Annotated in this window: 22 protein-coding genes; 13 read left to right on the top strand and 9 right to left on the bottom strand. The window is 73.7% G+C overall.

Going from position 1 to position 21,577, the window contains the following annotated elements:
* Positions 1–284 precede the first annotated feature (284 nt).
* Entirely contained in the window at positions 285–812 is a 528-nt protein-coding gene (locus ACCP09_RS09525) for a CGNR zinc finger domain-containing protein (RefSeq protein WP_378365489.1), read from the bottom strand.
* Positions 813–863: 51 nt separating this feature from the next.
* Between ACCP09_RS09525 and ACCP09_RS09520 the strand changes: the two genes are divergently transcribed.
* Entirely contained in the window at positions 864–1,781 is a 918-nt protein-coding gene (locus ACCP09_RS09520; RefSeq protein ID WP_433745056.1) for a DMT family transporter, read from the top strand.
* On the opposite strand, the gene ACCP09_RS09515 is transcribed toward ACCP09_RS09520, so the two are convergent.
* Positions 1,687–2,625 (bottom strand): zinc-binding dehydrogenase, encoded by a 939-nt coding sequence (locus ACCP09_RS09515; RefSeq protein WP_433745053.1) that lies wholly within the window; start codon positions 2,623–2,625, stop codon positions 1,687–1,689. The genes ACCP09_RS09520 and ACCP09_RS09515 overlap by 95 nt on opposite strands.
* Positions 2,626–2,682: 57 nt before the next feature.
* Between ACCP09_RS09515 and ACCP09_RS09510 the strand changes: the two genes are divergently transcribed.
* The 3 genes from ACCP09_RS09510 (at position 2,683) to ACCP09_RS09500 (ending at position 6,650) form a co-directional block, all read left to right on the top strand.
* Positions 2,683–3,537, top strand: coding sequence for a universal stress protein (locus ACCP09_RS09510; protein WP_433745050.1), 855 nt, complete (start codon positions 2,683–2,685; stop codon positions 3,535–3,537).
* 495 nt (positions 3,538–4,032) lie between these two features.
* Positions 4,033–4,803: an ABC transporter ATP-binding protein gene (locus tag ACCP09_RS09505; protein ID WP_027930609.1), complete on the top strand. Its 771-nt coding sequence runs from the start codon at positions 4,033–4,035 to the stop codon at positions 4,801–4,803.
* Between the two features lie 2 nt (positions 4,804–4,805).
* Entirely contained in the window at positions 4,806–6,650 is a 1,845-nt protein-coding gene (locus tag ACCP09_RS09500) for an FtsX-like permease family protein (RefSeq protein ID WP_433745046.1), read from the top strand.
* On the opposite strand, the gene ACCP09_RS09495 is transcribed toward ACCP09_RS09500, so the two are convergent.
* From ACCP09_RS09495 to ACCP09_RS09485, 3 genes are all read right to left on the bottom strand, one after another.
* The gene (locus tag ACCP09_RS09495; RefSeq protein ID WP_433745043.1) at positions 6,631–7,818 is read right to left on the bottom strand and encodes a cytochrome P450; all 1,188 of its coding nucleotides are present in this window, start codon (positions 7,816–7,818) and stop codon (positions 6,631–6,633) included. The two genes, ACCP09_RS09500 and ACCP09_RS09495, sit on opposite strands and share 20 nt — an antisense overlap.
* A gap of 15 nt (positions 7,819–7,833) precedes the next feature.
* Complete coding sequence (locus ACCP09_RS09490) at positions 7,834–8,763, bottom strand: PDR/VanB family oxidoreductase (protein WP_433745137.1); 930 nt, start codon at positions 8,761–8,763, stop codon at positions 7,834–7,836.
* Between the two features lie 83 nt (positions 8,764–8,846).
* A complete protein-coding gene (locus ACCP09_RS09485) occupies positions 8,847–9,608 on the bottom strand; it encodes an IclR family transcriptional regulator (protein ID WP_433745040.1) in 762 nt (253 codons plus the stop codon).
* Between the two features lie 89 nt (positions 9,609–9,697).
* Here ACCP09_RS09485 and ACCP09_RS09480 point away from each other — a divergent pair, with 89 nt between their 5' ends.
* Positions 9,698–10,114 carry a winged helix-turn-helix domain-containing protein gene (locus tag ACCP09_RS09480; RefSeq protein ID WP_027930604.1) on the top strand — a complete coding sequence of 139 codons (417 nt, stop codon included), beginning with the start codon at positions 9,698–9,700 and terminating at the stop codon, positions 10,112–10,114.
* On the opposite strand, the gene ACCP09_RS09475 is transcribed toward ACCP09_RS09480, so the two are convergent.
* Positions 10,107–10,445 carry a cupin domain-containing protein gene (locus ACCP09_RS09475; RefSeq protein WP_020420599.1) on the bottom strand — a complete coding sequence of 113 codons (339 nt, stop codon included), beginning with the start codon at positions 10,443–10,445 and terminating at the stop codon, positions 10,107–10,109. The genes ACCP09_RS09480 and ACCP09_RS09475 overlap by 8 nt on opposite strands.
* A gap of 169 nt (positions 10,446–10,614) precedes the next feature.
* On the opposite strand from ACCP09_RS09475, the gene ACCP09_RS09470 reads away from it, so the two are divergent.
* Genes ACCP09_RS09470 through ACCP09_RS09450 form a run of 5 tightly spaced genes read left to right on the top strand, consistent with a single transcriptional unit; the run spans position 10,615 to position 15,319 of the window.
* Positions 10,615–11,439: an ABC transporter permease gene (locus ACCP09_RS09470; RefSeq protein ID WP_027930602.1), complete on the top strand. Its 825-nt coding sequence runs from the start codon at positions 10,615–10,617 to the stop codon at positions 11,437–11,439.
* The gene (locus ACCP09_RS09465) at positions 11,424–12,134 is read left to right on the top strand and encodes an ABC transporter ATP-binding protein (RefSeq protein WP_027930601.1); all 711 of its coding nucleotides are present in this window, start codon (positions 11,424–11,426) and stop codon (positions 12,132–12,134) included. The genes ACCP09_RS09470 and ACCP09_RS09465 overlap by 16 nt, the downstream gene beginning before the upstream one ends.
* Complete coding sequence (locus tag ACCP09_RS09460) at positions 12,121–13,131, top strand: ABC transporter substrate-binding protein (protein ID WP_433745035.1); 1,011 nt, start codon at positions 12,121–12,123, stop codon at positions 13,129–13,131. The genes ACCP09_RS09465 and ACCP09_RS09460 overlap by 14 nt, the downstream gene beginning before the upstream one ends.
* A gap of 2 nt (positions 13,132–13,133) precedes the next feature.
* A complete protein-coding gene (locus ACCP09_RS09455; protein WP_037322516.1) occupies positions 13,134–14,291 on the top strand; it encodes an LLM class flavin-dependent oxidoreductase in 1,158 nt (385 codons plus the stop codon).
* A 59-nt stretch (positions 14,292–14,350) separates the two neighbouring features.
* Complete coding sequence (locus ACCP09_RS09450; RefSeq protein WP_433745031.1) at positions 14,351–15,319, top strand: serine hydrolase domain-containing protein; 969 nt, start codon at positions 14,351–14,353, stop codon at positions 15,317–15,319.
* On the opposite strand, the gene ACCP09_RS09445 is transcribed toward ACCP09_RS09450, so the two are convergent.
* Both ACCP09_RS09445 and pruA read right to left on the bottom strand, forming a co-directional pair.
* A complete protein-coding gene (locus ACCP09_RS09445; RefSeq protein ID WP_433745028.1) occupies positions 15,309–16,217 on the bottom strand; it encodes a proline dehydrogenase family protein in 909 nt (302 codons plus the stop codon). The two genes, ACCP09_RS09450 and ACCP09_RS09445, sit on opposite strands and share 11 nt — an antisense overlap.
* An 11-nt stretch (positions 16,218–16,228) precedes the next feature.
* Entirely contained in the window at positions 16,229–17,854 is a 1,626-nt protein-coding gene (gene pruA, locus ACCP09_RS09440; protein WP_433745025.1) for an L-glutamate gamma-semialdehyde dehydrogenase, read from the bottom strand.
* A 96-nt stretch (positions 17,855–17,950) separates the two neighbouring features.
* Between pruA and ACCP09_RS09435 the strand changes: the two genes are divergently transcribed.
* Entirely contained in the window at positions 17,951–19,507 is a 1,557-nt protein-coding gene (locus ACCP09_RS09435; protein WP_027930595.1) for a PucR family transcriptional regulator, read from the top strand.
* A 9-nt stretch (positions 19,508–19,516) separates the two neighbouring features.
* Entirely contained in the window at positions 19,517–19,834 is a 318-nt protein-coding gene (locus ACCP09_RS09430) for a nuclear transport factor 2 family protein (protein ID WP_027930594.1), read from the top strand.
* 405 nt (positions 19,835–20,239) lie between these two features.
* On the opposite strand, the gene ACCP09_RS09425 is transcribed toward ACCP09_RS09430, so the two are convergent.
* Positions 20,240–20,692: a hypothetical protein gene (locus ACCP09_RS09425; protein WP_027930593.1), complete on the bottom strand. Its 453-nt coding sequence runs from the start codon at positions 20,690–20,692 to the stop codon at positions 20,240–20,242.
* Positions 20,693–20,814: 122 nt separating this feature from the next.
* Between ACCP09_RS09425 and ACCP09_RS09420 the strand changes: the two genes are divergently transcribed.
* On the top strand, positions 20,815–21,555 hold the full coding sequence (locus ACCP09_RS09420) for a TetR family transcriptional regulator (RefSeq protein WP_027936241.1): 741 nt from the start codon (positions 20,815–20,817) through the stop codon (positions 21,553–21,555).
* Positions 21,556–21,577 lie beyond the last annotated feature (22 nt).

Genomic DNA, 21,577 nt, shown 5'->3' with positions numbered 1-21,577 from the left:
TGGTGCCTGAGGTGCCGATGTGGTGGGTGGGTGGTCTGGCCTTGTCGGGTTGGGCAAGTGCGCGGGGCCGGGTGCCGTGGTGCCGGGTGCGGGGGCGCGGGTCTGACCTTGCCGGGTCCGCGCACGAGTGCGTGGGGCTCGCGGTGAGGTGGCCGGTCTGATTCTGCCGGGCTTGGGGAGTGCGCGTGGGGTCGGTTGGGGCCGCACCTGCGGCGCCGGCTGTGGCGGGCGGATCGCCCGGCGCTGCCGGGTCGTGCGCGAGTGTGGGAATCGCGCGTGGCTTGTCAGCGCCGGGCGCGGTGGTAGTGGCGGCGGGCGCGCTCGCGGTTGCCGCAGTCGGCGGAGCTGCACCAGCGGCGCGAGCCGTTGCGGCTGCGGTCCAGGAAGAGCCAGCCGCAACCGTCGTCGGCGCATCGGCGCAGCCGGGTCAGGTCCTCGAACTGCAGCAGCCGCCACGTCTCCAGCGCCAGCGCGTCGCGCAGGTCCCGGGTGCCGTGGACCGGGATCCGCCACTCCAGCGGCACCACCGACGCGACCTCCGCCCGAGCCAGCGCACCCACGATCAGGCGACGCAACGGTTCGACGTCCCCGGGGTCCGCGCCGGTCGCCAGCGGCTCCAGCACCCGGTGGGCCGCCTCGCGGACCTCGCGCACCTCGACCACGCCACCGTCCGGGACCACGGTGAACCCCGCAGCCTCGGCCCACCGCCGCAACGCGTCGTCGTCCGGCAGCCGCTCCTCGCGGCGCGCCGGGTCCAGGCGCCACGCGACCGTGTTGACCAGGTCGAGCGCCACATGACCGCCGACGAACATCTAATGAGCATAACCGTGTTTGACTGTTAGGTCTACGGGTAGCCGAGGGGTATGCGACCTGCCTGGGGTGTCGCGACGGGGGCGCTCGCCGTCTCCGCGTCGGCCGTGCTCATCGAACTGTCCGGGACGGCGCCGGGCACCGCCTCGTTCTACCGGTGCCTGTTCGCGCTCGCCCCGCTGGCGGTGCTCGCCCGCGCCGAACACGGTGGCGCGCTCGAGCGAGCCGAACGGGTGCGTGCGGTCCTGGCGGGCGCGTTGTTCGCCGGGGACAGTCTGCTGTGGACACAGGCGATAGGCGAGATCGGGGCCGGGTTGTCCACGGTGCTGGTCAACCTGCAGGTGGTGCTCGTGCCGGTGATCGCGTGGGTGGCCGACCGGGAGCCGGTGTCCCGCCGCTACTTCGCGGCGGTCGCGCTGGTGCTGCCGGGGGTGGTGCTCGCCGCGGGCGTGACCGGCGGGCCGGCGTCGCTGGCCGGGACGATCCACGCGTCGCTGGCCGCTCTGTGCTACTCGGGCTTCCTGCACCTGCTGCGCCGCGGCGGGCAGGACGGGCGGACCCGGCGGGCATACCTGGTCGTCACCGCTTCCGCCGCGGTCGTGTCGCTGGCTGCGGGGTTCCTCGGCTACGGGCTGGACCTGACGCCGGGGTGGGCCGCGATCGGCTGGCTGGTGGTCGTCGCGGTGTGCGGGCAGGTCGTCGGCTGGCTCCTGGTCGCGACGAACACGCCGCGGCTGCCGAGTGCGGTCGGGGCGGTGCTGCTCCTGCTCACGCCGGTGGGCGCGGTCGTGCTGGGCGCGGTGGTGCTGGGGGAACGGCTGTCGCCACCGCAGCTGCTCGGCTGCGCCCTGGTGCTGGCCGGCGCGGTACTGGCTACTAGATCACCAGCAGCGTCTTCCCCTTGCCGCAGCGGGACTCCAGCGCGCGGTGCGCGTCCGCGGCGCGACTCAGCGGGAAGGTCTGCCCGATGACCGTGTGCACCGTGCCGCGGGCGGCCAGGCGCAGCATCCGTTCGATGCAGGCGCGGCGGCCGGGCTCGTACTCCCGCAGCTGCTCCAGGCCGTAGGCCGTCACCTCCCGCCGCACCTCGTCCACCGCGACCGGCGCGCCGCCGGCCCACCCGTAGTTCGAGTACCGGCCGCCCGTCACGACCAGCTTGGCCGCGGCCCGGCCCAGGTCGCCGCCGACTCCGTCGAACGCCACGTCCACCGGTCCCACCTGGTCGGTCCAGCCGGGCTCGCTGTAGTCGGCCACCGCGTCCGCGCCCAGCGCGCGCACCATCTCCAGCTTCTCCGCGCCCCGCGCCGCGCCGGTCACGTGCGCCCCCGCCGCGTGCGCGAGCTGCACCAGCAAGGTGCCGAGCCCGCCCGCGGCCGGCTGCACCAGCACCCGCTCACCTCGCCGCACCGCGGCCCGCTCGAACACCGCCAGCGCGGTGGATCCGTCGTGCAGCAACGCCACCGCCTCCCGCAACCCCACACCGGGCGGGACGCGGATCAGCTGCTCGGGCGTGGCCAGCACCTGCTCGGCGTACGCGCCGTCGACGTCGGCCAGCACCCACGCGCCGCACCACGACGGGTCCGCCCCCGCGCCGAGCTCCGTGACCTGCCCGGCGGCCCCCGCGCCGGGTACGTACGGCGGCGTCACCCCGAACAGGTGCCCGGCCTCGCCGCGGCGGATCGCCGTGTCGATCCACAGCACGCCGGCCACCTTCACCTCGACCACGACCTGCCCCGGCCCCGGGTGCGGATCCGGCACCGCCTTCACCCGCAGCACTTCGGGGCCGCCGAACCGCACCGCCTCGATCACGCGCATGCGGCCAGGCTGCAACCTCCACCGCGCTGGAGGTCAAGCGTGAGTAGCGTGGGCGGCATGGCGGACGAGATCGTGGTCGGGGTGGACGGTTCGGCGGCGGCGCTGGACGCCGTCCGATGGGCGGCGGGCGAGGCGGCGCTGCGGAAGCTGGCGCTGCGGCTGGTCTACGCGGCCGACGTCACCGGTGGCCGGTTCGACGGCGGGCTGCCGGTGCCGCAGAGCTTCTTCGACGAGCTGCAGCGCGCCGGGCAGCAGCTGCTCGCGGACGCGGCGGCCGTGGCGGGCGAGGTGACCGTGTCGACCGAGATGCCGCTGGAGCCGGCGGTGCCGCTGCTGCTGGAGTGCTCCCGGACGGCGCGGATGGTCGTGCTCGGCTCGTCCGGGCGGGGCGGGTTCAGCGGGATGCTGGCCGGGTCGACGGCCGTGTCGGTCAGCGCGCACGCGTCGTGCCCGGTCGCGGTGGTGCGTGGTCGCCCGGACGCCGCCGGCCCGGTCGTCGTGGGCGTCGACGGCAGCCCGACCAGCGAGGAAGCGCTGAAGGTGGCGTTCGACGAGGCCGCGTGGCGGGAGGTGCCGCTGGTGGCGGTCCACGCCTGGAGCGACGCCGACTACGGCGTCCCCCTGCCCGCCGCGGACCTCGACTGGGCCGAGGTGGAGCGCGAACAGCGACGCCTGCTGGCCGAACGCTTGGCGGGCAGGCAGGAGCGCTACCCGGACGTGCGCGTGGAGCGCGTCGTGGTGCGGGACCGCCCGCGGGACGAGCTGCTGGCCCGCAGCCGCGACGCGCAGCTGGTCGTCGTGGGCAGCCGCGGCCGCGGCGGGTTCCGGGGGCTGGTGCTGGGGTCGACGAGCCAGGCGCTCATCCACCACGCCGACTGCCCGGTGCTGGTGGTGCGGCCGCAAGCTGCTTGATCGCTGGTCGCGCGGCCGCGGGTAGTGGGGGTGCCTGCTGCGCGGGGGCTGAGCCCGGTAGCGGCGGGCGGTGCGGCCGGTACGCCCCACTGTGGGGGTGCCTGCGGCCGGTAGGCCCCGCTGTGCGGGACAACCGGGAGGGGGTGCGGCTGGGCGGCCGGTTCACCCCGCTTCGCGGGGCGGAGGTTGACCCGTTGGTGGGCCCGCTCGGGGCTGGTGCGGCGCGTGGCGGCCCCGCTGTGCGGGCTGCCGGGAGGTGGTGCGGCCGGCGGTGATGCCCCGCTGCGCGGGGCTTGAGTGCGGGAGGCGGCGCGTCCGCGTGGCCGGTGCGCCCCGCTGCGCGGGGCTGCGCACGGCGGTCGTCGCGCATACCATCCCGCTTCGCGGGGTGTGTCCCAGGGAATCCGCGCCCGCCGAGGGGTAGGGCCAGCCCCACCGGGGATTCGGTGGCCGGCACCGCTGACCGGCGCCCCGATCCGCGATGGGATCTAACCCATGACAACGCCTCTGGAAACCGCCGTCGCCGGCAGGCATCGGCCGCACGGGCAGCCCGCCGTCGAGCTTCGGGCCGTTTCCCGCACCTACGCCGCGGGCCAGCACGAGGTCCGCGCGCTCGACGGGGTCAGCGTCGCCTTCCCCGCCGGGTCCTGGACCGCCGTCATGGGGCCCTCCGGCTCCGGCAAGTCGACCCTCCTGCACTGCGCCGCCGGCCTGGAACGCGTCACCACCGGGCAGGTGTTCCTCGGCGGCGAGGACATCACCACCGCCGACGACGCCCACCTCACCGCGCTGCGCCGCAGCGAGATCGGCTTCGTCTTCCAGAGCTTCAACCTCATCGGCTCGCTCACCGCGGAGCAGAACGTCGCGCTCCCACTCCGGCTCGCCGGCACCCGGCCGTCCACGAAGGACGTTCGCGCGGTGCTCGCCGCCGTCGGGCTCGACGACCGCCGCCGGCACCGGCCCCGCGAACTGTCCGGCGGCCAGCAGCAGCGCGTCGCGATCGCCAGGGCCATGGTCACCCGCCCGCGCGTCCTCTTCGCCGACGAACCCACCGGCGCCCTCGACTCCACCGCGGCCCGCAAGGTCCTCGGCCTGCTGCGGGACCTCGTCACCGCGGGCCAGAGCATCGTCATGGTCACCCACGACCCGTCCGCCGCCGCCAGCGCCGACTCCGTGGTGTTCCTCCGCGACGGCCGCGTCGTCGACCACGCCGTCACCCCGACCGCCCGTGAGGTCGCGGACCGCCTCGCCCGGCTGGAGGCCTGACCGTGTTGCGACTGTCCTGGAACACCTTCACCGACCGCTGGCCGCTGTTCCTCGGCGCCATCCTCACCGTCTGCCTCGGCGTCGCGCTCGTCCAGTCGTCACTGCTGATCCTCGTCTCCGCCGCGACCGCGGGCGGCGAGGTCGTCGAGGCCGTCACCCTGCTCGGCCTGACCCTGGGCATCTCGGTGTTCCTCGCGGTGTTCATCGTCAGCTCCACCTTCGCCTTCACCGTCGCCCAGCGCCGCCGCGACCTGGCGCTGCTGCGGCTCGTCGGCGGCGGCCGCGGCCAGGTCCGCCGACTGCTGCTGTCGGAGGCCCTGCTGCTGGGCGTGCTCGGCACCGCCTTCGGCGTCCCGCTCGGCCTGCTGGTGATGCGGGTCCAGACCTGGCTGCTGCGCGAACTCGGCTTCGTCCCGTCCGCGTTCACCCCGCGCTGGCAGGACTGGATCCTCAGCGTGTCCGCGGGCATCGGGCTCGGTGTCGCGATCGCCGGGGTGCTCGCCGCGTCCCGGCGCGCCGCCAAGGTGCGCCCGCTGGAGGCCCTGCGCGAGACCGGCGCGGCGGCCCGCGTCATGACTGGCGTCCGCTGGTTCTTCGGCGTGCTGTTCCTGGCCGGGGCGGTCGCCATGGCGATCGTGTCCGCGTTCGCCCCGCCCGAGGGCGCCATCGCGCTGTCGATCAACACCGCGCTCGCCGCCGCGGTCGCCCTGACCGCGCTGAGCCCGCTGGTCGTGCCCGCCGCCGGGCGCCTGGCCGGGCTGGTCCTGCGCGGGCCGCTGGGACGGCTGGCCGAGGCGAACCTGCGCGACGGCGTCCGCCGCAGCGCCTCCACCGCCGCGCCGCTGATCGTGCTCGTCGCACTGCTGGTCGCCCAGGCGGGCACGCTCGCCACCATCGGCAAGGGTGCCGAAATCGAGCAGCGCGCCGACCTCCGCGGCGACCTCGTGGTCACCACCACCGGACCGTCCGATCTGGACGTTCCCGGCGTCGCCGCGGTGTCCCCGCAGACCCGGGTGCCGGTGTCGGTCGTCACCTACAGCGACGACGACACCGACACCGAACAGGGCTACGCGGCCGCGATCGACCCCGCCGCCTACGCCGCGACCCACGTGCGCGTTCCGGAGCAGGGATCGCTCGCCGACCTGACCGGGCCGGCCATCGCCGTCGCCGACGGGTTCCAGCCGCTCGGCAGCACCGTCACCGCCAGGATCGGCGACAGCGAGCTGGACCTGCGGGTCGTGGCCGTGCTGCCGGCGACGCTCGGCGGCGGCGCGGACTTCCTGCTGCCGCGCGAGATCGTGCCTGCCCCGGTGCTGGCCGCCACGCCCACCGAATCCATCGTGCGCCTGGCGCCCGGCGCGGACCCGAGCGCGCTCGCCGGCCGCGGCGAAGTGACCACAGTGGACGACTGGATCGCCGCCACCAGCGCGAAGCGGCAGGACACCAGCACCGGCATCATGACCGTGATCATGGGCCTGTCCGGGCTGTACGCGCTGATCGCGGTGGTCAACGCCGTGGTCATCGCCGCAGCCGACCGGCGCCGCGAGTTCGCCGTGGCCAGGGTGACCGGGCTGACCCGCGCGCAGGTGGTGCGGTCCGCGGTGCTGGAGTCCGGCGCGGTCACCGGCATCGGACTGGTGCTGGGCGGCCTGGCCGCGACCACGACCCTGATCGGGATCTCCGCCGCGGCGGGCCGGATCGCCGGGCAGAGCGTCCTCGTGGTGCCGTGGGCGCTGATCGCGATCGTGGTGCTGGGCGCGTTCGCGGTGGTCGGCGCGACCAGCGCGTGGACGGCGTTGTCCGCGACCCGGCCCAGCCCGGTGTCGCTCACCGGCGCGGCGGAGTGAGGTGCAGCCGCATCGGCAGCGACTGCCACGCGCGCAACGTGTTGTTCAGGTGGCGGGTGCCCGGGCCGAGCAGTTCGAACCGGCGCACCCGCTTCGCCAGCGCGGTCAGCAGCGCCTCGGCCTCCAGCCGGGCGACGTGCTGGCCCACGCACTGGTGCAGGCCCATCCCGAACCCGACGTGGCCGGACGGGTCGCGGCTCAGGTCGAAGACGTCCGGATCGGCCCAGCGGCGCGGATCCCGGTTCGCCGCGCCGAGGAACATCAGGATCTTGTGCCCGGCCGGGATGGTCACGTCCGCGACGCGGGTGTCCCGGGTGGCCGTGCGGAAGAACGTCTGCACCGGCGACTGCCAGCGCACCGCCTCGTCGAAGGCCGCCCGGGCCAGCCGGGGCTGCTCGCGCAGCCGATCCCACTGCCCCGGGTGGGTGGCGAAGGCGTAGAGCACGGCGGCCAGCCCGTGCACCGTCGTGTCCACGCCGGCCGTGAGCAGCGACCGGACCACCAGCGGCGCCTGTTCGTGGGTGATCTCGCCGCGGTCGGCGGCCGCCCAGATCGCCGCGCCGAACCCGTCGGCGGTGAGGCGGTCGCGGGCGCACTGCTCGTTCACCCACCCCGACCACCGCGGCATGTCCGCGGCCAGCGAGGTGACCAGCTCGTTGCGCGGGCCGAACGCGTTGAAGGCGAAGTTGCCGTAGGGCAACAAGTTCTCGCGCCCCTCGCGGCCGATCCCGACCGCGTCCGGGAACACCCGCAGCGGGAACGCCTCGGCGAGCGCGGGGACGACGTCCAGTTCGGTGTCCAGCGCACGCTCGACCAGGTCCTCGGCCGCGGCGAACCAGTCCTCCCGCAGTTTCCGCAGCGCGCGCGGCCCGAGGATGCCGGACAACACCCGGCGCGGGGCGTCGTGGCGCGGCGGGTCCGTCTCAAGCAGCAGACTGGGCGGCCGCCACGGCTCCTCGACGTGGAAGTCGGCCAGCCCGACCCCCGCGGCGGAGGAGAAGTCCTGCCAGTTCACCAGCGCGGCGTGCACGTGCTCGTAGCGGGCGAGGGCGTAGACGTCGTAGCGGCTCAGGCGCACGACCGGGCCGGCGTCGCGCAGCTTGGCGTGCAGGGGTTCCGGTTCGGCCAGGACCTCGGGCGCGAACGGGTCGGTGTCGTCGGTGATCACGGGAGTCTCCTCAGGTCACAGGTCGAGGACGAGGCGGTCGGTGCACGAGCGGGACACGCACACGAACATGACCTCGCCCGCGGCCCGCTCGTGGTCGGCGAGGATCGAGTCGCGGTGGTCCGGAACTCCGGCCAGGACACCGGTTTCGCAGGTGCCGCAGGTGCCCTGCCGGCACGACGACAGCACGTCCACGCCCGCGCCGCGCACCGCTTCCAGCACCGAGATCCCCGGCGTGACGGTGACGGTCGCGCCGGTCCGCCGCAGCTCGACCTCGAACGGCTCGTCCCGCGCCGGCGCCTGCTCGCGTGCCGTGAAGCGCTCGACGTGCAGCGAGAACGGCGGCCAGTCGCGGCAGGCGGATTCGACCGCGGCCAGCAGGGGAGCGGGCCCGCAGCAGTAGACCTTCGTGCCCGGGCGCGGGGTGCCGAGCCAGGACGCCAGGTCGAGCAGGCCGTGTTCGTCCTCGGGCACCAGGTGCACGCGGTCGCCGTACGCGGCGAGCTCGTCGGTGAAGGCCATCGACGCGCGGCGGCGACCGCCGTAGAGCAGGGTCCAGTCGGCGCCGAGCAGGTCGGCCTGGTGGATCATCGGCAGCAGCGGGGTGATGCCGATGCCGCCCGCGACGAACAGGTAGCGCCCGGACGGCACGAGCGGAAAGTTGTTGCGCGGCCCGCCGACGCCGACGCGGTCGCCGGGCCGCAGCCGGTCGTGCACGTAGGCCGAGCCGCCGCGACCCGCGGGCTCGCGCAGCACGCCGATGCGGTAGCTGTGCGCGTCCCACCGGTCGCCGCACAGCGAGTACTGCCGGGTCAGCCCGTTCGGCAGCACGAGGTCGATGTGCGCGCCGGGGGCCCAGTCCGGCAGCCGGCCGCCGTCCGGACGGGACAGGGTCAGCGCCACCACCCCCTCGGCGCGTGCTTCGCGGGCGGTGACCTCCAGGGTCACGACTTGGCTCACCGGACGCCTCCTTGCGCTGGGTTGCTGACACGCAGGATGCGGTTCCGCGGCGACGGGCGGCGACCGGGTTCTCAATGAATGAGAGGCGAGGGCGGCAGCGAGCGGGTGATGCCCCGCGCGGCGGCCATCAGGACGCCGGTGACCGCCCTGCTCTCGGCCGTGTTCGGCACGATGACCGACAGGGCCGCGACGACGCCGCCACGGGCATCCTTGACCGGCACCGCGACGCCGAGCGCTTCCTCGTGGATGTGGCCGGGGCACCAGGCGAAACCCTGCTTGCGGATGTCGGCGAGCGTGCTCCGCAGGCGGTCCGGGGTGGTGATCGTGTTCGCGGTGTAGGCCCGCAGCGGCCCGGCGAGCACGCGGTCGCGCAGGTCGGCGGGCCCGTGGGCGAGCAGGACGAGCCCGGAGGAGGACGCGTGCATCGGCAGCCGCCCGGCGATGCGGGTGTAGTTGATGACCGCCTTCGGCGCGGACAGGCGCTCCAGGAAGATCACCTCGTCGCCGTCGCGGACCCCGAGCTGCACGTGGTGCCCGACGACCGCGTGGACGTCCTCCATGAACGGCATCGCGGCGTCGCGCAGCGTGGCCGTGGGCGAGGCACGAAGGGCCAGCTCCCACAACCGCACGCCGATCCGCACCCGGCGGTCGTCGTCGCGGGTGAGCAGGCCGTGGCCGGTGAGCTCGGCGACCAGGCGGGACGCGGTCGCCAGGTGCAGCCCGGTCCGGCGGGCGATCTCGGAGACCTGCAGCACCGGCTCCTCCGGCGTGAAGGCCTCGAAGATCCGCACCGCGCGGGAGAGGACGGATTCACCGGTCGGCTGCCTGGCCACGGCCCGAGTGTGCCACGGATCCGCGGCCAACCCGGCCCACCTGCCGGGACGCGATTGACCGGCCCGCGCCGGCGTGGCTTGCTGGGATCATGACGCGGTCCCTCACCCGGGTCGACCGGCCGGACGGCGCGGTCGAGCTGCACATCGTGGTCCACGGCGATCCGGACCGCATCGGCGCCGTGATCGGCGAAGCGCTCGGCGCGCTGGAACCCGCGCCGGAACCGGCACTGCGCATCGACACCACGTCGCGCCGTGTCCGCTCGCACGGCGCCGAGGTCGAGCTGACCCGGCTCGAATACGAGCTGCTGCTGTTCCTGGCGCGCCATCCCGGCCGGGTCTTCGACCGCGCGGCCCTCACCGAGCACGTGTGGCGACTGCCCGGGCCGAGCCGCGGCCGCACGATCGACGTGCACGTCCGCAAGCTCCGCAGCAAGATCGACCGGTTTTCGATCACCACCGTGCGTGGCGTCGGCTACCGGTTCGACGGCCGCGCCGACATCACCTGAGGACGCGCCCCACCTCCGGCGGCGGCGCCTTGAACTCCAGCCACCGGCTGTCCGTCACCGCCGCGACCGTGTGCCGCACCCCGCGCGGGTGCACCAGCGTGTCCCCGGCGCCGAGCCGCGCCTCCCGCCCGTCCACTGAGCCGGTCAGCTCACCGGACAGCACGTAGATGAAGCTGTCGTGGTCGTGGAAGTGCTCGGGCGAAGCCACCCCGGCGGGGTACTCCAGTTCGAGCAGCAGCCCGCGCTCGGTGTTCTGCAGGACACGGAAGCGGCCGGAACCGCCGAGGAGCGGGAGTCCCTCGACGGAGGTCAGTGGCTGGAAGTCGGTCACCGGGGCAGCCTGACCGCCGATCACCTGTCCTGTCAACGTTTCCCCAAGCGGTGAAAGAAACTCCGGCCTGCTCAGCGGAACCGGTTCCGCGATCCGGGAGCACATTGACCCACCCGATCGTGGGAGGAAGCATTTTCGGTGAAACCCCCGAAAAAATGGGAGAAGATCCGTGTCGCTTTCCGCAACGGACGTTCTCGCGCGCCCGGAGGAGGCAACCGGGACGCGGCCGCGTCCGGCCCGGAGACGCCGCCTGCCCGACCTGCGCCGCTGGATCAGTCCACTCGCGCTGCTCGCCCTGTGGCAGCTCGCGTCCTCGACGGGCGTGCTGTCCCCGGACAAACTGAGTTCACCGTGGACGGTCCTGCAGGCCGGTGTCGAGACCGCGCGGTCCGGCGAACTGGGTGAGGCGTTCGCCGTGTCGATCGTGCGCGTCGGCCTCGGCTTCGCGTTCGGTGCCGGCGTCGCGCTGGTGCTGGGCGTGGTCGCGGGCCTGTCCCGCTGGGGCGGGGTGCTCATCGACCCGCCGGTGCAGATGCTGCGCACCCTGCCGTTCCTGGGCCTGATCCCGCTGTTCATCCTGTGGTTCGGCATCGGCGAGGAACCGAAGATCGTCCTGGTCGCGCTGGGTGTCGCCTTTCCGCTCTACCTCAACATCTACTCCGGCATCCGCAACGTCGACGACCACCTCGTCGAGGCCACCACAGCGCTCGGCTACACCCGCTGGGAACGGCTGGTCCACGTGGTGCTGCCGTCCGCGGTGCCGCAGACGCTGGTGGGGCTGCGGCAGGCGCTCGGCGTCGCGTGGCTCGCGCTGATCGTCGGCGAGACCGTGAACGCCGACGCGGGCCTTGGCTACCTCATCAACAACGCGCGCGAGTTCCTGCGCACCGACGTGATCGTGGTCGGCCTGATCGTCTACGCCGCGCTCGGCCTGATCACCGACGCGCTGGTCCGCCTGATCGAACGGAGGGCGCTGCGGTGGCGCGGGAACTGATCGCCAGGGTGCACGGCCTGACCAAGCGCTTCGGCGAGCGCGCCGTGCTGTCCGATGTGGACCTCGAGATCGGGCGCGGCGAGTTCGTCGCCCTGCTCGGCCGCAGCGGCTCGGGCAAGTCGACGCTGCTGCGGATCCTCGCCGGGCTGGACACCGCCATCGAGGGCGAGGCCAGGGTCGAGGGCGCGGTGTCCGTGGCGTTCCAGCAACCGCGGCTGCTGCCGTGGCGGCGGGTGTGGCGCAACGTCGTCCTCGGCCTGCGCGACCGCGGCCGCGACCGGGCGCTGGCCGAACGCGCATTGGCCGAGGTGCGACTCGCCGACCACGCCGACGCCTGGCCGCGCACCCTCTCCGGCGGTGAGGCGCAACGGGTCTCGCTCGCCAGGGCGCTGGTGCGGGAACCGGACCTGCTGCTGCTCGACGAGCCGTTCGGCGCGCTGGACGCGCTGACCCGGCTGGCGATGCACCGGCTCGTCGAGGACCTGTGGCGCGAGCACCGGCCGGGCGTGCTGCTCGTGACCCACGACGTGGACGAGGCGCTGCTGCTCGCCGACCGCGTCCTCGTGCTGGGGGAGGGGCGGATCATCGCCGAGCACGTCCTGGACCACCCGCGGCCCCGAGCCGTCTCCGACCACATCGACGTTCGCGCCAGAGTGCTGGCCGATCTGGGAGTGACCGACCATGCGATTGTCTAGAATCCTCGCCGCCGTCACGGCGCTCGCGCTGAGCCTCACCGCGTGCGGTGGCGGGAGCGAGCCGTCGTCCAGCCCGTCCGTCCCGCCGCCGGTCAGCGCGGCCGACCTGGCGAAGGTGACGTTGAAGGTGGGCGACCAGAAGGGCGGGTCGCAGGCCCTGCTCAAGTCCGCCGGCCTGCTGAACGACCTGCCGTACAAGATCGAGTGGTCCACCTTCACCTCCGGGCCGCCGCTGCTGGAGGCCGCCTCGGCCGGCGCGATCGACATCGGCGGCGTCGGCAACACGCCGCCGATCTTCGCCGCCGCCGCGAAGGCGAAGATCTCGATCGTCAGCTCCGCGCAGGGCAACGTCGCCAGCGACGCCCTCTTGGTGACCGCCGACTCGCCCCTGCGGACCGTCGCCGACCTCAAGGGCAAGACCATCGGCGTGGCGAAGGGCAGCTCGGCGCACGGCCAGATCCTGCTGACCCTGGCCAGGAACGGACTGTCCACGAAGGACGTGAAGCTGTCCTTCCTGCAGCCCGCCGACGCCTACGGCGCGTTCACCCAGCATCAGATCGACGCGTGGGCGGTCTGGGACCCCTACACCTCGCAGGCCAAGCTGGAGGCCAACGCCCGCGTGCTGGCCGACGGCACCGGCGTCGCCAACGGCTACACCTTCCAGGTCGCCGGGCACAACGCGCTGTCCGACGCCGGCAAGAACGCCGCGATCCGCGACTACGTCGTGCGGATCGCCAAGGCGCAGCAGTGGGCCGACACCCACCGCGAGCAGTGGGCCCAGGCCTGGTCCGCGGAGACCGGGCTGAAGCCGGAGGTCACGCTCGCGGCCGTGCAGAGCGGCCCGGACCTGCCCGTGCCGCTCGACGACAAGGTGATCGCCTCCGAGCAGGAGCTCGCCGACGCGTTCGCCGACGACAAGGTGCTGCCCGGCAAAATCGATTTCGCGGAATTCACCGATACCCGGTTCGCCGCCGACCTGGCCGCCGCGAGGGGATGACGATGACGATCACACCACACTGGTTCCTGCCCACCACCGGCGACGGCCGGACCATCGTGGAACGGTTCCACGCCAACCGGTCCCTCGGGCCGGTGGCACAGCGCGAACCCACCATCGACTACCTGGCGCAGGTCGCCCGCGCCGCCGAGCAGCTCGGCTTCGAGGGCGTCCTCACCCCGACCGGCACCTGGTGCGAGGACGCCTGGCTGACCACGGCGGCGCTGATCCGCGAGACCAAGCGGCTCAAGTACCTCGTCGCGTTCCGCCCCGGCGTCATCTCGCCGACCCTGGCCGCCCAGATGGCCGCCACCTACCAGCGGATCTCCGGCGGGCGGCTGCTGCTCAACATCGTCACCGGCGGCGATTCGATCGAGCAGAAGCGGTTCGGCGACTTCCACGACCACGACCAGCGCTACGCCCGCACCGACGAGTTCCTCACCATCGCGCGCGGGGTGTGGAGCGGCGAGCCGTTCGACTTCACCGGCGAGCACCTCTCGGTCGAGGGCGCGACGGTGCTCGCCCCGCCGGACCCGGTGCCGCCGCTGTACTTCGGCGGCTCGTCCCCGGCCGCGCTGCCGGTCGCGGCCAGGCACGCCGACGTCTACCTGACCTGGGGCGAGCCGCCCGCGCAGGTCGCGGACAAGATCCGGCGCGTCCGGGAGCTGGCCGAGGCGCAGGGGCGGACGATCCGGTTCGGCATCCGGCTGCACACCCTGTCCCGGGACAGCTCGGCCGAGGCGTGGGCGGAGGCGCAGAAGCTGCTCGACGCGCTGAGCCCGGAGCAGGTGGCGAAGGCGCAGGCGCAGCTGGCCGCAAGCGAGTCCGAGGGGCAGCGGCGGATGGTCGCCCTGCACGGCGGCGGCCTGGACCGCGGCGTGCGCGGGCTGGAGATCCACCCGAACCTGTGGGCCGGAATCGGCCTGGTCCGCGGCGGCGCGGGCACGGCGCTGGTGGGCAGCCACGGCGAGGTCGCCGACCTCATCGAGGAGTACCACTCGCTCGGCATCGAGGAGTTCGTGTTGTCCGGGTACCCGCACCTGGAGGAGGCGTACTGGTTCGCCGAGGGCGTGCTGCCCGAGCTGGCGCACCGCGGTCTGCTGCGCGGCACCCGCGACCAGCGAACCGCACTGCGTGAGGAGCGGCACGTCGCCGCTCAGTGAATCCAGGGCCGCGCGATAAACAGGTGAGCCGATTCCCTCCACCCGGCAGGATGGTCCGGGTGGAGGGAATCGACGCGCTCGTGGACGAGACCGGGTTCTCCGGCGTCGTCCGGGTGGACTCCGGTGGCCACACGTTCGCCCGCGCCTACGGCTTCGCGCACCGCGGGCTTGAGGTGCCCAACACCGTCGGCACCCGGTTCGCCCTGGCCAGCGGCACCAAGGGGCTGACAGCGCTGACCATCGCCGCGCTCGCCGAGCGCGGTGTCCTCGGCCTGGACACCACCGCCCGGTCGCTGCTCGGCGACGACCTGCCGTTGATCGGCGACGAGGTCACCGTCGAACACCTGCTCGCCCACCGCTCGGGCATCGGCGACTACTGCGACGAGGACGTCGACCGGCCCATCACCGACCACATCCTGCCCGTGCCGGTGCACGAGCTGGCCGCCACCGAGGACTACCTGCGCGTCCTGGACGGGCATCCGCCGAAGTTCCCGCCCGGGGAGCGGTTCTCCTACTGCAACAGCGGTTACGTGGTGCTCGCCCTCCTCGCGGAGCGGGCCGCGGGCCGCCCGTTCGCCGGCCTGGTGCACGACCTGGTGTGCGTGCCCGCGGGCATGACGGACACGGCGTTCCTCCGCTCCGACGAGCCCGCGGCCGGGGTCGCCCTCGGCTACGTCGGCGAGCGGCGGACCAACGTGTTCCACCTGCCCGTGCTCGGCAGCGGCGACGGCGGGATCTACGCCACCGCCGCCGACGTCCACGCGTTCTGGACGGCGTTGTTCGCGGGGCGGATCGTGCCGCTGTCGCGGGTGCGCCAGATGACCGCGCCCCGCAGCGACGTCCCGGAGGAGGGCCTGCGGTACGGGCTCGGGTTCTGGCTCGACGGCGACGCGGTCCGCCTGGAGGGCTACGACGCAGGCGTGTCGTTCCGGACCGTCCACAGTGGCGCGACGACCTGGACGGTGCTGTCCAACACCTCCGACGGCGCGTGGCCGCTCGCCCGCCGGATCGCCGAGCTCACCGCGTGACCAGCGCCCGGAGGAAGAACGCCAGGTTCGCCGGACGCTCCGCCAGGCGGCGCACGAAGTAGCCGTACCACTCGTCGCCGTAGGGCAGGTAGACCCGCACCGCGTGGTCGCGTGCGAGCCGCCGCTGCTCGGCGTCCCGGACGCCGTACAGCATCTGGAACTCCCAGTCCGGCCGGTCCTTCCCCAGTTCCGCGGCGATCGCGATCATCCGCGGATCGTGGGTGGCGACCATCGGATGCCCCGTGCCGTCCATCAGCACCCGCAGGCAGCGCACGTACGACCGGTCCACTTCGGACTTGTCTTGAAATGCGACGGACGCGGGCTCGGCGTACGCGCCCTTGCACAGCCGGACCCGCGAGCCCGCGTACGCCAGGTCCCGGCAGTCCTGCTCGGTGCGCCGGAGGTAGGCCTGCAGGACCGCGCCGACCCACGGGAAGTCCACCCGCAGCTCCCGCAGCACGCCGAGGGTGGCGTCGGTCGTGGTGTGGTCCTCCATGTCCAGCGTGACCGTGGTGCCCGCGGCCGCCGCGGCCGCGCAGATGCGGCGCGCGTTGTCCAGGGCGACGCGGTCCCCGTCGGGCAGGCGCAGCCCGACGGCGGACAGCTTCACCGACACCTCGGCGTCCGCCGCCAGACCGTGGTCGGCCAGCAGCGTCAGCAGCTCGGCGTAGGCCTTCACCGTCGCGGCGGCCATCGACGGGTCGGTGGTGTCCTCGCCGAGGTGGTCGAGCGTGACCGCCCGGCCGCTGCCGATCAGGCCAGCGGTCACGGCCAGTGCGTCGTCCACAGTGGATCCGGCGACGAACCGGCGGACCACGGGGCGGGTCAGCGGGGTCCGCTCGACGAGGGACCGGCAGGCCGGCGACCCGGCCGCGGCGAGCAAAGCGGTGCGCAGCACGGCGGTCCTCCTCAGCCCTGGTGCGGGTAGCCGGCGGTGGTCGGCGGCACGAAGGTCTCCTTGATGGAGCGCGGGCTCACCCAGCGGAGCAGGTTGTGGATCGACCCGGCCTTGTCGTTGGTGCCCGACGCCCGCCCACCGCCGAAGGGCTGCTGCCCGACGACCGCGCCGGTCGGCTTGTCGTTGACGTAGAAGTTGCCCGCGGCGAACCGCAGTTCCTCGGTGGCGTGGGCGATCGCGGCCCGGTCGGTCGCGATGATCGACCCGGTCAGCCCGTACGGCGCGACGCTCTCCAGCTGGCGCAGCACGGTGTCGTAAGAGGCGTCGTCGTAGACGTGCACCGCGAGTACCGGCCCGAAGTACTCGGTGGTGAACACCTCGTGCTCCGGGTGGTCCGAGGCGAGCACGGTCGGGCGCACGAAGAAGCCCTCGCTGTCGTCGGCGGTGCCGCCGGCGAGGACCTCCAGCCGGTCGTCGGCGCGGGCGCGGTCCAGCACCCCGGACAGCCGGTCGAACGCGCGCCGGTCGATCACCGCGCCGAGGAAGTTGCGCAGGTCGGTCACGTCGCCCATGGGCAGCGACTCGACCTCGGCCAGGAAGTCGTCCCGCATCCGCGTCCACAGCGAGCGCGGGACGTACGCCCGTGAGGCGGCGGAACACTTCTGGCCCTGGTACTCGAACGCGCCGCGGACGAGCGCGGTGCGCAGCACGTCGATGTCGGCGGACGGGTGGGCGAGCACGAAGTCCTTGCCGCCGGTCTCGCCGACGATCCGAGGGTAGGTGCGGTAGTTCGCGATGTTCGCGCCGACCTGCGACCACAGGTGCTGGAAGGTCCGGGTGGAGCCGGTGAAGTGGATGCCGGCCAGATCGGGCGAAGCCAGCGCGACCTCGGAGACGGCCAGGCCGTCACCGGGCAGCAGGTTGATCACACCCGGCGGCAGGCCGGCTTCTTCGAGCAGCCGCATCGTCAGGTGCGCGGCGAAGCTCTGCGTGGGGGAGGGTTTCCACAGCACGACGTTGCCCATCAGCGCGGGCGCGGTGGGCAGGTTGCCCGCGATCGCGGTGAAGTTGAACGGGGTGATCGCGTAGACGAACCCCTCCAGCGGCCGGTGGTCGGTGCGGTTCCAGACGCCGGGGGAGCTGGCGGGCTGCTCGGCCAGCAGGCGGCGGGCGAAGGCCACGTTGAAGCGCCAGAAGTCGGCCAGCTCGCAGGCGGCGTCGATCTCGGCCTGGTGCACGGTCTTGGACTGGCCGAGCATGGTGGCGGCGTTCAGCTTCGCGCGCCAGGGGCCGGTGAGCAGATCGGCCGCGCGGAGCAGGATCGCGGCGCGGTCGTCGAAGGACAGCTTCCGCCACGCCGGGGCGGCCTCGCGGGCGGCGGCCAGCGCGTCGCGGGTGTCCTGCTGGGTCGCGGAACCGAGGACGCCCAGCACGGCGCGGTGGTTGTGCGGCTGTACGACGTCGATCCGCGGCCCGCCGCCCATCCGCTGCTCGCCGCCGATCGTCGCGGTCAGCTCGAGCGGCTCCTTCGTCAGCTGGGCGAGCGCCGCCTGCACTTCGGCTCGCTCCGGGCTGCCCGGCGCGTACTGCAGGACCGGCTCGTTGGCCGGGGTGGGCACGGTCGTCACGGCATCCACGGCAGCTCCTCCTCGGTGTCGGACGTCTCAACGGTAGGAACGCCGTGGTCGCGGAAGGTTGTGAGTTCGGCCAGTTTCGCGACTACTGTTTGTCCGGTGGCACAACTGCGACAGGTGCTGATCGCGCTCGGCGATCCGCTGGTCGAGGTGGAGGTCGCGCCGGACGGCCTGGACGGCGAGGTCGGCGACGTCGTGGTGCTGGAACCCGACGACGACCCGGAGCTGCGGCGCGGCGACCTGGCGCTGGTGATCGGGGCGCGCGGGCGGGCGGCGGTGCCGTTGATCCGCGCGGCCGGCCGCCGGGGCGCGGCGGCGGTGGCGGTCAAGGTGGAGTCCGAGTCGGCGTTGCCACTGCTGCGGTCCGCGGCGACCGACGCCGGGGTCGCGTTGCTGGCCGTCGCGGCCGACGTGCGGTGGGAGCAGCTCGCGACGCTGGTGCGCGGGGTGCTGGAGGCCGCCCGCGGCGCGGCGGACGAGGACGCGGGGGAGACGCTCGGCGACCTGTTCTCGCTGGCCCAGACGATCGCGGCGCTGACAGGCGGGATCGTCAGCATCGAGGACACCGCGAGCCGGGTGCTGGCGTACTCGCGGTCCGACGACGAGGTGGACGAGCTGCGGCGGCTGTCGATCCTGGGCAGGCAGGGGCCCGCGCCGTACCTGAAGATGCTGCACGAGTGGGGCGTCTACCAGCGGTTGCGGGCGACGGAGGAGGTCGTGCGCATCGAGGAGCGGCCGGATCTGGGCATCCGCACGCGGCTGGCGATCGGGGTGCACGCGGGCGGGCGGCCGCTCGGGTCGATCTGGGTGCAGGAGGGAGCGGCGCCGCTGGCCGCCAGGGCGGAGCAGGCCCTGATCGGCGCGGCTCGGGTTGCCGCGCTGCACCTGGTCCGGCGGCGCAGCGCGGCGGGCACACGGTTCCGGGAGAACCTGCTGGCCGGGATGCTCGACGGGCGCAGCGACCCGGTGTCGGTGGCCCGGCAGATCGGGGCCGACCCGGCGAAGCCGGCCGCCGTGGTCGCCTTCGCGCCGCGGGAGGCCGAGCCGGTGGACCGGTCGGAGCTGGAGCTGCGGCGGTCCGCGCTGGCGGCGGTGATCTCGGTGCACGCCGCGGCCTACCGGCGCAGCGCGATGGTGACCCAGCTCGGCGACCGGACGTACGCGTTCCTGCCCGACCTGCCCGCGGGGGTGTCGCTGCTGGACCTGACGCGGGAAATGGTGGCGTCGGCGGAGATCCCGGTGCGGGCGGCGGTCGGCCGGGTGGTTGCGGTGGCGGACGTGGGGGTGTCGCGGCAGGAGGCGGACCGGGTGCTGGACGCGATGGCGCGCGGACTGGACCTGGAGGTGGCGACGCTGGCGGACGTCCGGTCGCAGGTCCTGGTCAGCGAGACGCTCGCGATGCTGGCCGAGCAGCCGCGCCTGCGTGACCCGCGGCTGACGGCGTTGCGCGCGGAGCACCCGGACCTGGCGTCCTCGCTGCTGGCGTACCTGGACACCCTGGGCGACGTCCGTTCCGCGGCGCGCGCACTGAACGTGCACCCGAACACGGTGCGCTACCGCGTCCGCCGGGCGGCGGAGGTCGCCGGGATCGACTTGGCGGACCCGTTGGAGCGGCTGTTCGCGTCGCTGCAGCTGAGGCTGCCGCCCGGTGTCTAAGCTGGCGCGATGACCGAGCTGCCGCCCGCCGTCCAGCAGGTGTTCGACGCCACCAACCGTGGTGACAGCGAAGCGTTCCTGGACGCCTTCACCGAGGACGGCCAGGTCGACGACTGGGGCCGCACCTTCACCGGCCGCGCGGAGATCGCGGGCTGGAACGACCGCGAGAACATCGGCGTGCAGGCGCACTTCGAGGTGCGGGACGCCCGTACGACCGGCGACACGACGACGGTGACGCTCCAGGTGAGCGGCAACGGCTTCAACGGACCCGGCACGTTCGAGTTCCTTCTGCGGGACGACCACGTGGCGCGCATGCGGATCCGCTGACTCCCGGGCGAGGGGGACGGCCCGGCCGCTGCCCTCGGGCGTATAACGACCAATACGGTGCCGATCTGGGTGGACGGCAGCCCGGCTGAGTGCCGACAGCGCCGCGCCGCGCGGATGTACTCCAGTACTGCCGTCGCGAATGGCCTGCACGGGCACCGTTCAAGCCAGACCGGCCGCCCTCGGAGCCGACAGCGCCGCCCGGCGCCGCACCGGAACAGCGCTCGTGCCTCGGCGAGTGGGAACAACGCGCTGCGGCTGGTAAGCGCTGGGCGTCAGCGGTAGGGGGCCACGGAGCGGGTGGCCGTCAGCGCCGCGCTGTGCGGCGGTGCTGTCTCCGCACCGGGAAAGCGCTCACCCCTCGCCGAGTGGGAACAGCCCGCCGCGGCCGGAAGGCGCCTACGAACCTCAGCGGTAGCGGCCGGCCGAGCGGATGGCGGCCAGCACCGCCGTCAGGCTCGGCAGCCAGCGCTGCTGCGGGTCGGGCGGCACGATCCACCGCGCGAGGTCGGCGGGGCCGTGGGTGCCCGGCATCGGGATCGAGGTGCCCGCCGTCAGCACCCGCACGTCGCGGGGGAGGAACTCGGCGTCGCTGCCCAGGATGTCTGCCTCGACCAGGAAGATGACCACCGAACCGTGCTTGGTGGGCACGCTCAGCGCGGGCCCGCGGCAGCCCTGGCGCGCCAGGTTCTCCAGCACCTGCTCGGCGCGCGCCCGCGGCACGGCGACCGCGCCGATGCCCGCCCCGATCACGAAGTTGAGGGTGCCGTTCTGCCAGTGGACCGGCCAGCCGAACGTGCGGCGGTAGTCCACGGGCGTGCTGGTCGGACGCTTGGTGCCCAGGTCGTGATCGACGCTCATGACGAGCCCCCTTCCCGGTGAGGCGGGGCACCAAAGCGGCAGTGCCCGGATCGGCGGTGGATGACTGTGATGCTAATGGCACTGCGTGCCCTTAGCAAGCCCGGCCTGTTAGTTTCGTCCTCATGTCCGACGAGTCCCGGTCCGCGCCGCGACCGCGGGTGGGCAGGACCACCGCGGGGCGCAGGCGGCTGCGGCACGCCCTCACCGTGGCGGCGATCGAGAAGTTCTCCGAGCAGGGGTACGACGCCACCACGGTCGACGAGATCGCCTCGGCCGCCGGTGTCGGCCGGCGCACCTTCTTCCGGTACTTCCGGTCGAAGGAAGACGCGATCTTCCCGAACCACGAGGAGGTCCTCGGCCGCATCGAGCAGCTCTTCGCCACCGCGGACGAGCGGCAGAACCCTCTCGAGGTGGCGTGCGCCGGCGTCGGCCTGGTGCTCGACTCCTACCTCGCCGACCCGGACGTCTCGGTCAAGCGCTTCGCCCTCACCCGCACCGTGCCTTCGTTGCGGGACAAGGAGGTCGCGAGCGTCGACCGCTACCAGCGCGTGCTCGCGACGTTCCTGCGCGCGCGGTTCCAGGCGGCCGGCGACCCGCTGTGGGACCTGCGTGGCTCGGTCGCCGCGGCGGCGGTCGCGGCGGCCCACAACCACGTCCTGCGCCGCTGGCTGCGCAGCGGCGGCGCCGAGGACGCCCACGCGCACGCGAAGGAGGCGTTCGCGCTGGTGATCGACGCCTTCGCCGACACCGCCGCCCCCCGCGCGGACCGCGACGACGAGTCGGTGGTCGCCGTGCTCAAGACCTCCGCCCCGCTGTCCGAAGTGGTCCGGCAGATCAGCCAGGCGCTGCGCTCCGCCGACTGAAACGGCACGGTGAAACGGCACG

This window comes from Amycolatopsis sp. 3B14 (genome assembly GCF_050958625.1).
GTDB classification, from domain to species: domain Bacteria; phylum Actinomycetota; class Actinomycetes; order Mycobacteriales; family Pseudonocardiaceae; genus Amycolatopsis_E; species Amycolatopsis_E thermoflava.
The sequence above is the reverse complement of the archived record's forward strand: the minus strand, read 5'-3'. Positions and strand labels throughout refer to the sequence as shown.

Excerpts from the sequence above, each read along its gene's own strand:
- ACCP09_RS09525 (WP_378365489.1), bottom strand. The coding sequence starts at position 812 with ATGTTCGTCGGCGGTCATGTGGCGCTCGACCTGGTCAACACGGTCGCG.
- ACCP09_RS09520 (WP_433745056.1), top strand. The coding sequence starts at position 864 with ATGCGACCTGCCTGGGGTGTCGCGACGGGGGCGCTCGCCGTCTCCGCG.
- ACCP09_RS09515 (WP_433745053.1), bottom strand. The coding sequence starts at position 2,625 with ATGCGCGTGATCGAGGCGGTGCGGTTCGGCGGCCCCGAAGTGCTGCGG.
- ACCP09_RS09510 (WP_433745050.1), top strand. The coding sequence starts at position 2,683 with ATGGCGGACGAGATCGTGGTCGGGGTGGACGGTTCGGCGGCGGCGCTG.
- ACCP09_RS09505 (WP_027930609.1), top strand. The coding sequence starts at position 4,033 with ATGACAACGCCTCTGGAAACCGCCGTCGCCGGCAGGCATCGGCCGCAC.
- ACCP09_RS09480 (WP_027930604.1), top strand. The coding sequence starts at position 9,698 with ATGACGCGGTCCCTCACCCGGGTCGACCGGCCGGACGGCGCGGTCGAG.
- ACCP09_RS09460 (WP_433745035.1), top strand. The coding sequence starts at position 12,121 with ATGCGATTGTCTAGAATCCTCGCCGCCGTCACGGCGCTCGCGCTGAGC.
- ACCP09_RS09455 (WP_037322516.1), top strand. The coding sequence starts at position 13,134 with ATGACGATCACACCACACTGGTTCCTGCCCACCACCGGCGACGGCCGG.
- ACCP09_RS09430 (WP_027930594.1), top strand. The coding sequence starts at position 19,517 with ATGACCGAGCTGCCGCCCGCCGTCCAGCAGGTGTTCGACGCCACCAAC.
- ACCP09_RS09425 (WP_027930593.1), bottom strand. The coding sequence starts at position 20,692 with ATGAGCGTCGATCACGACCTGGGCACCAAGCGTCCGACCAGCACGCCC.
- ACCP09_RS09420 (WP_027936241.1), top strand. The coding sequence starts at position 20,815 with ATGTCCGACGAGTCCCGGTCCGCGCCGCGACCGCGGGTGGGCAGGACC.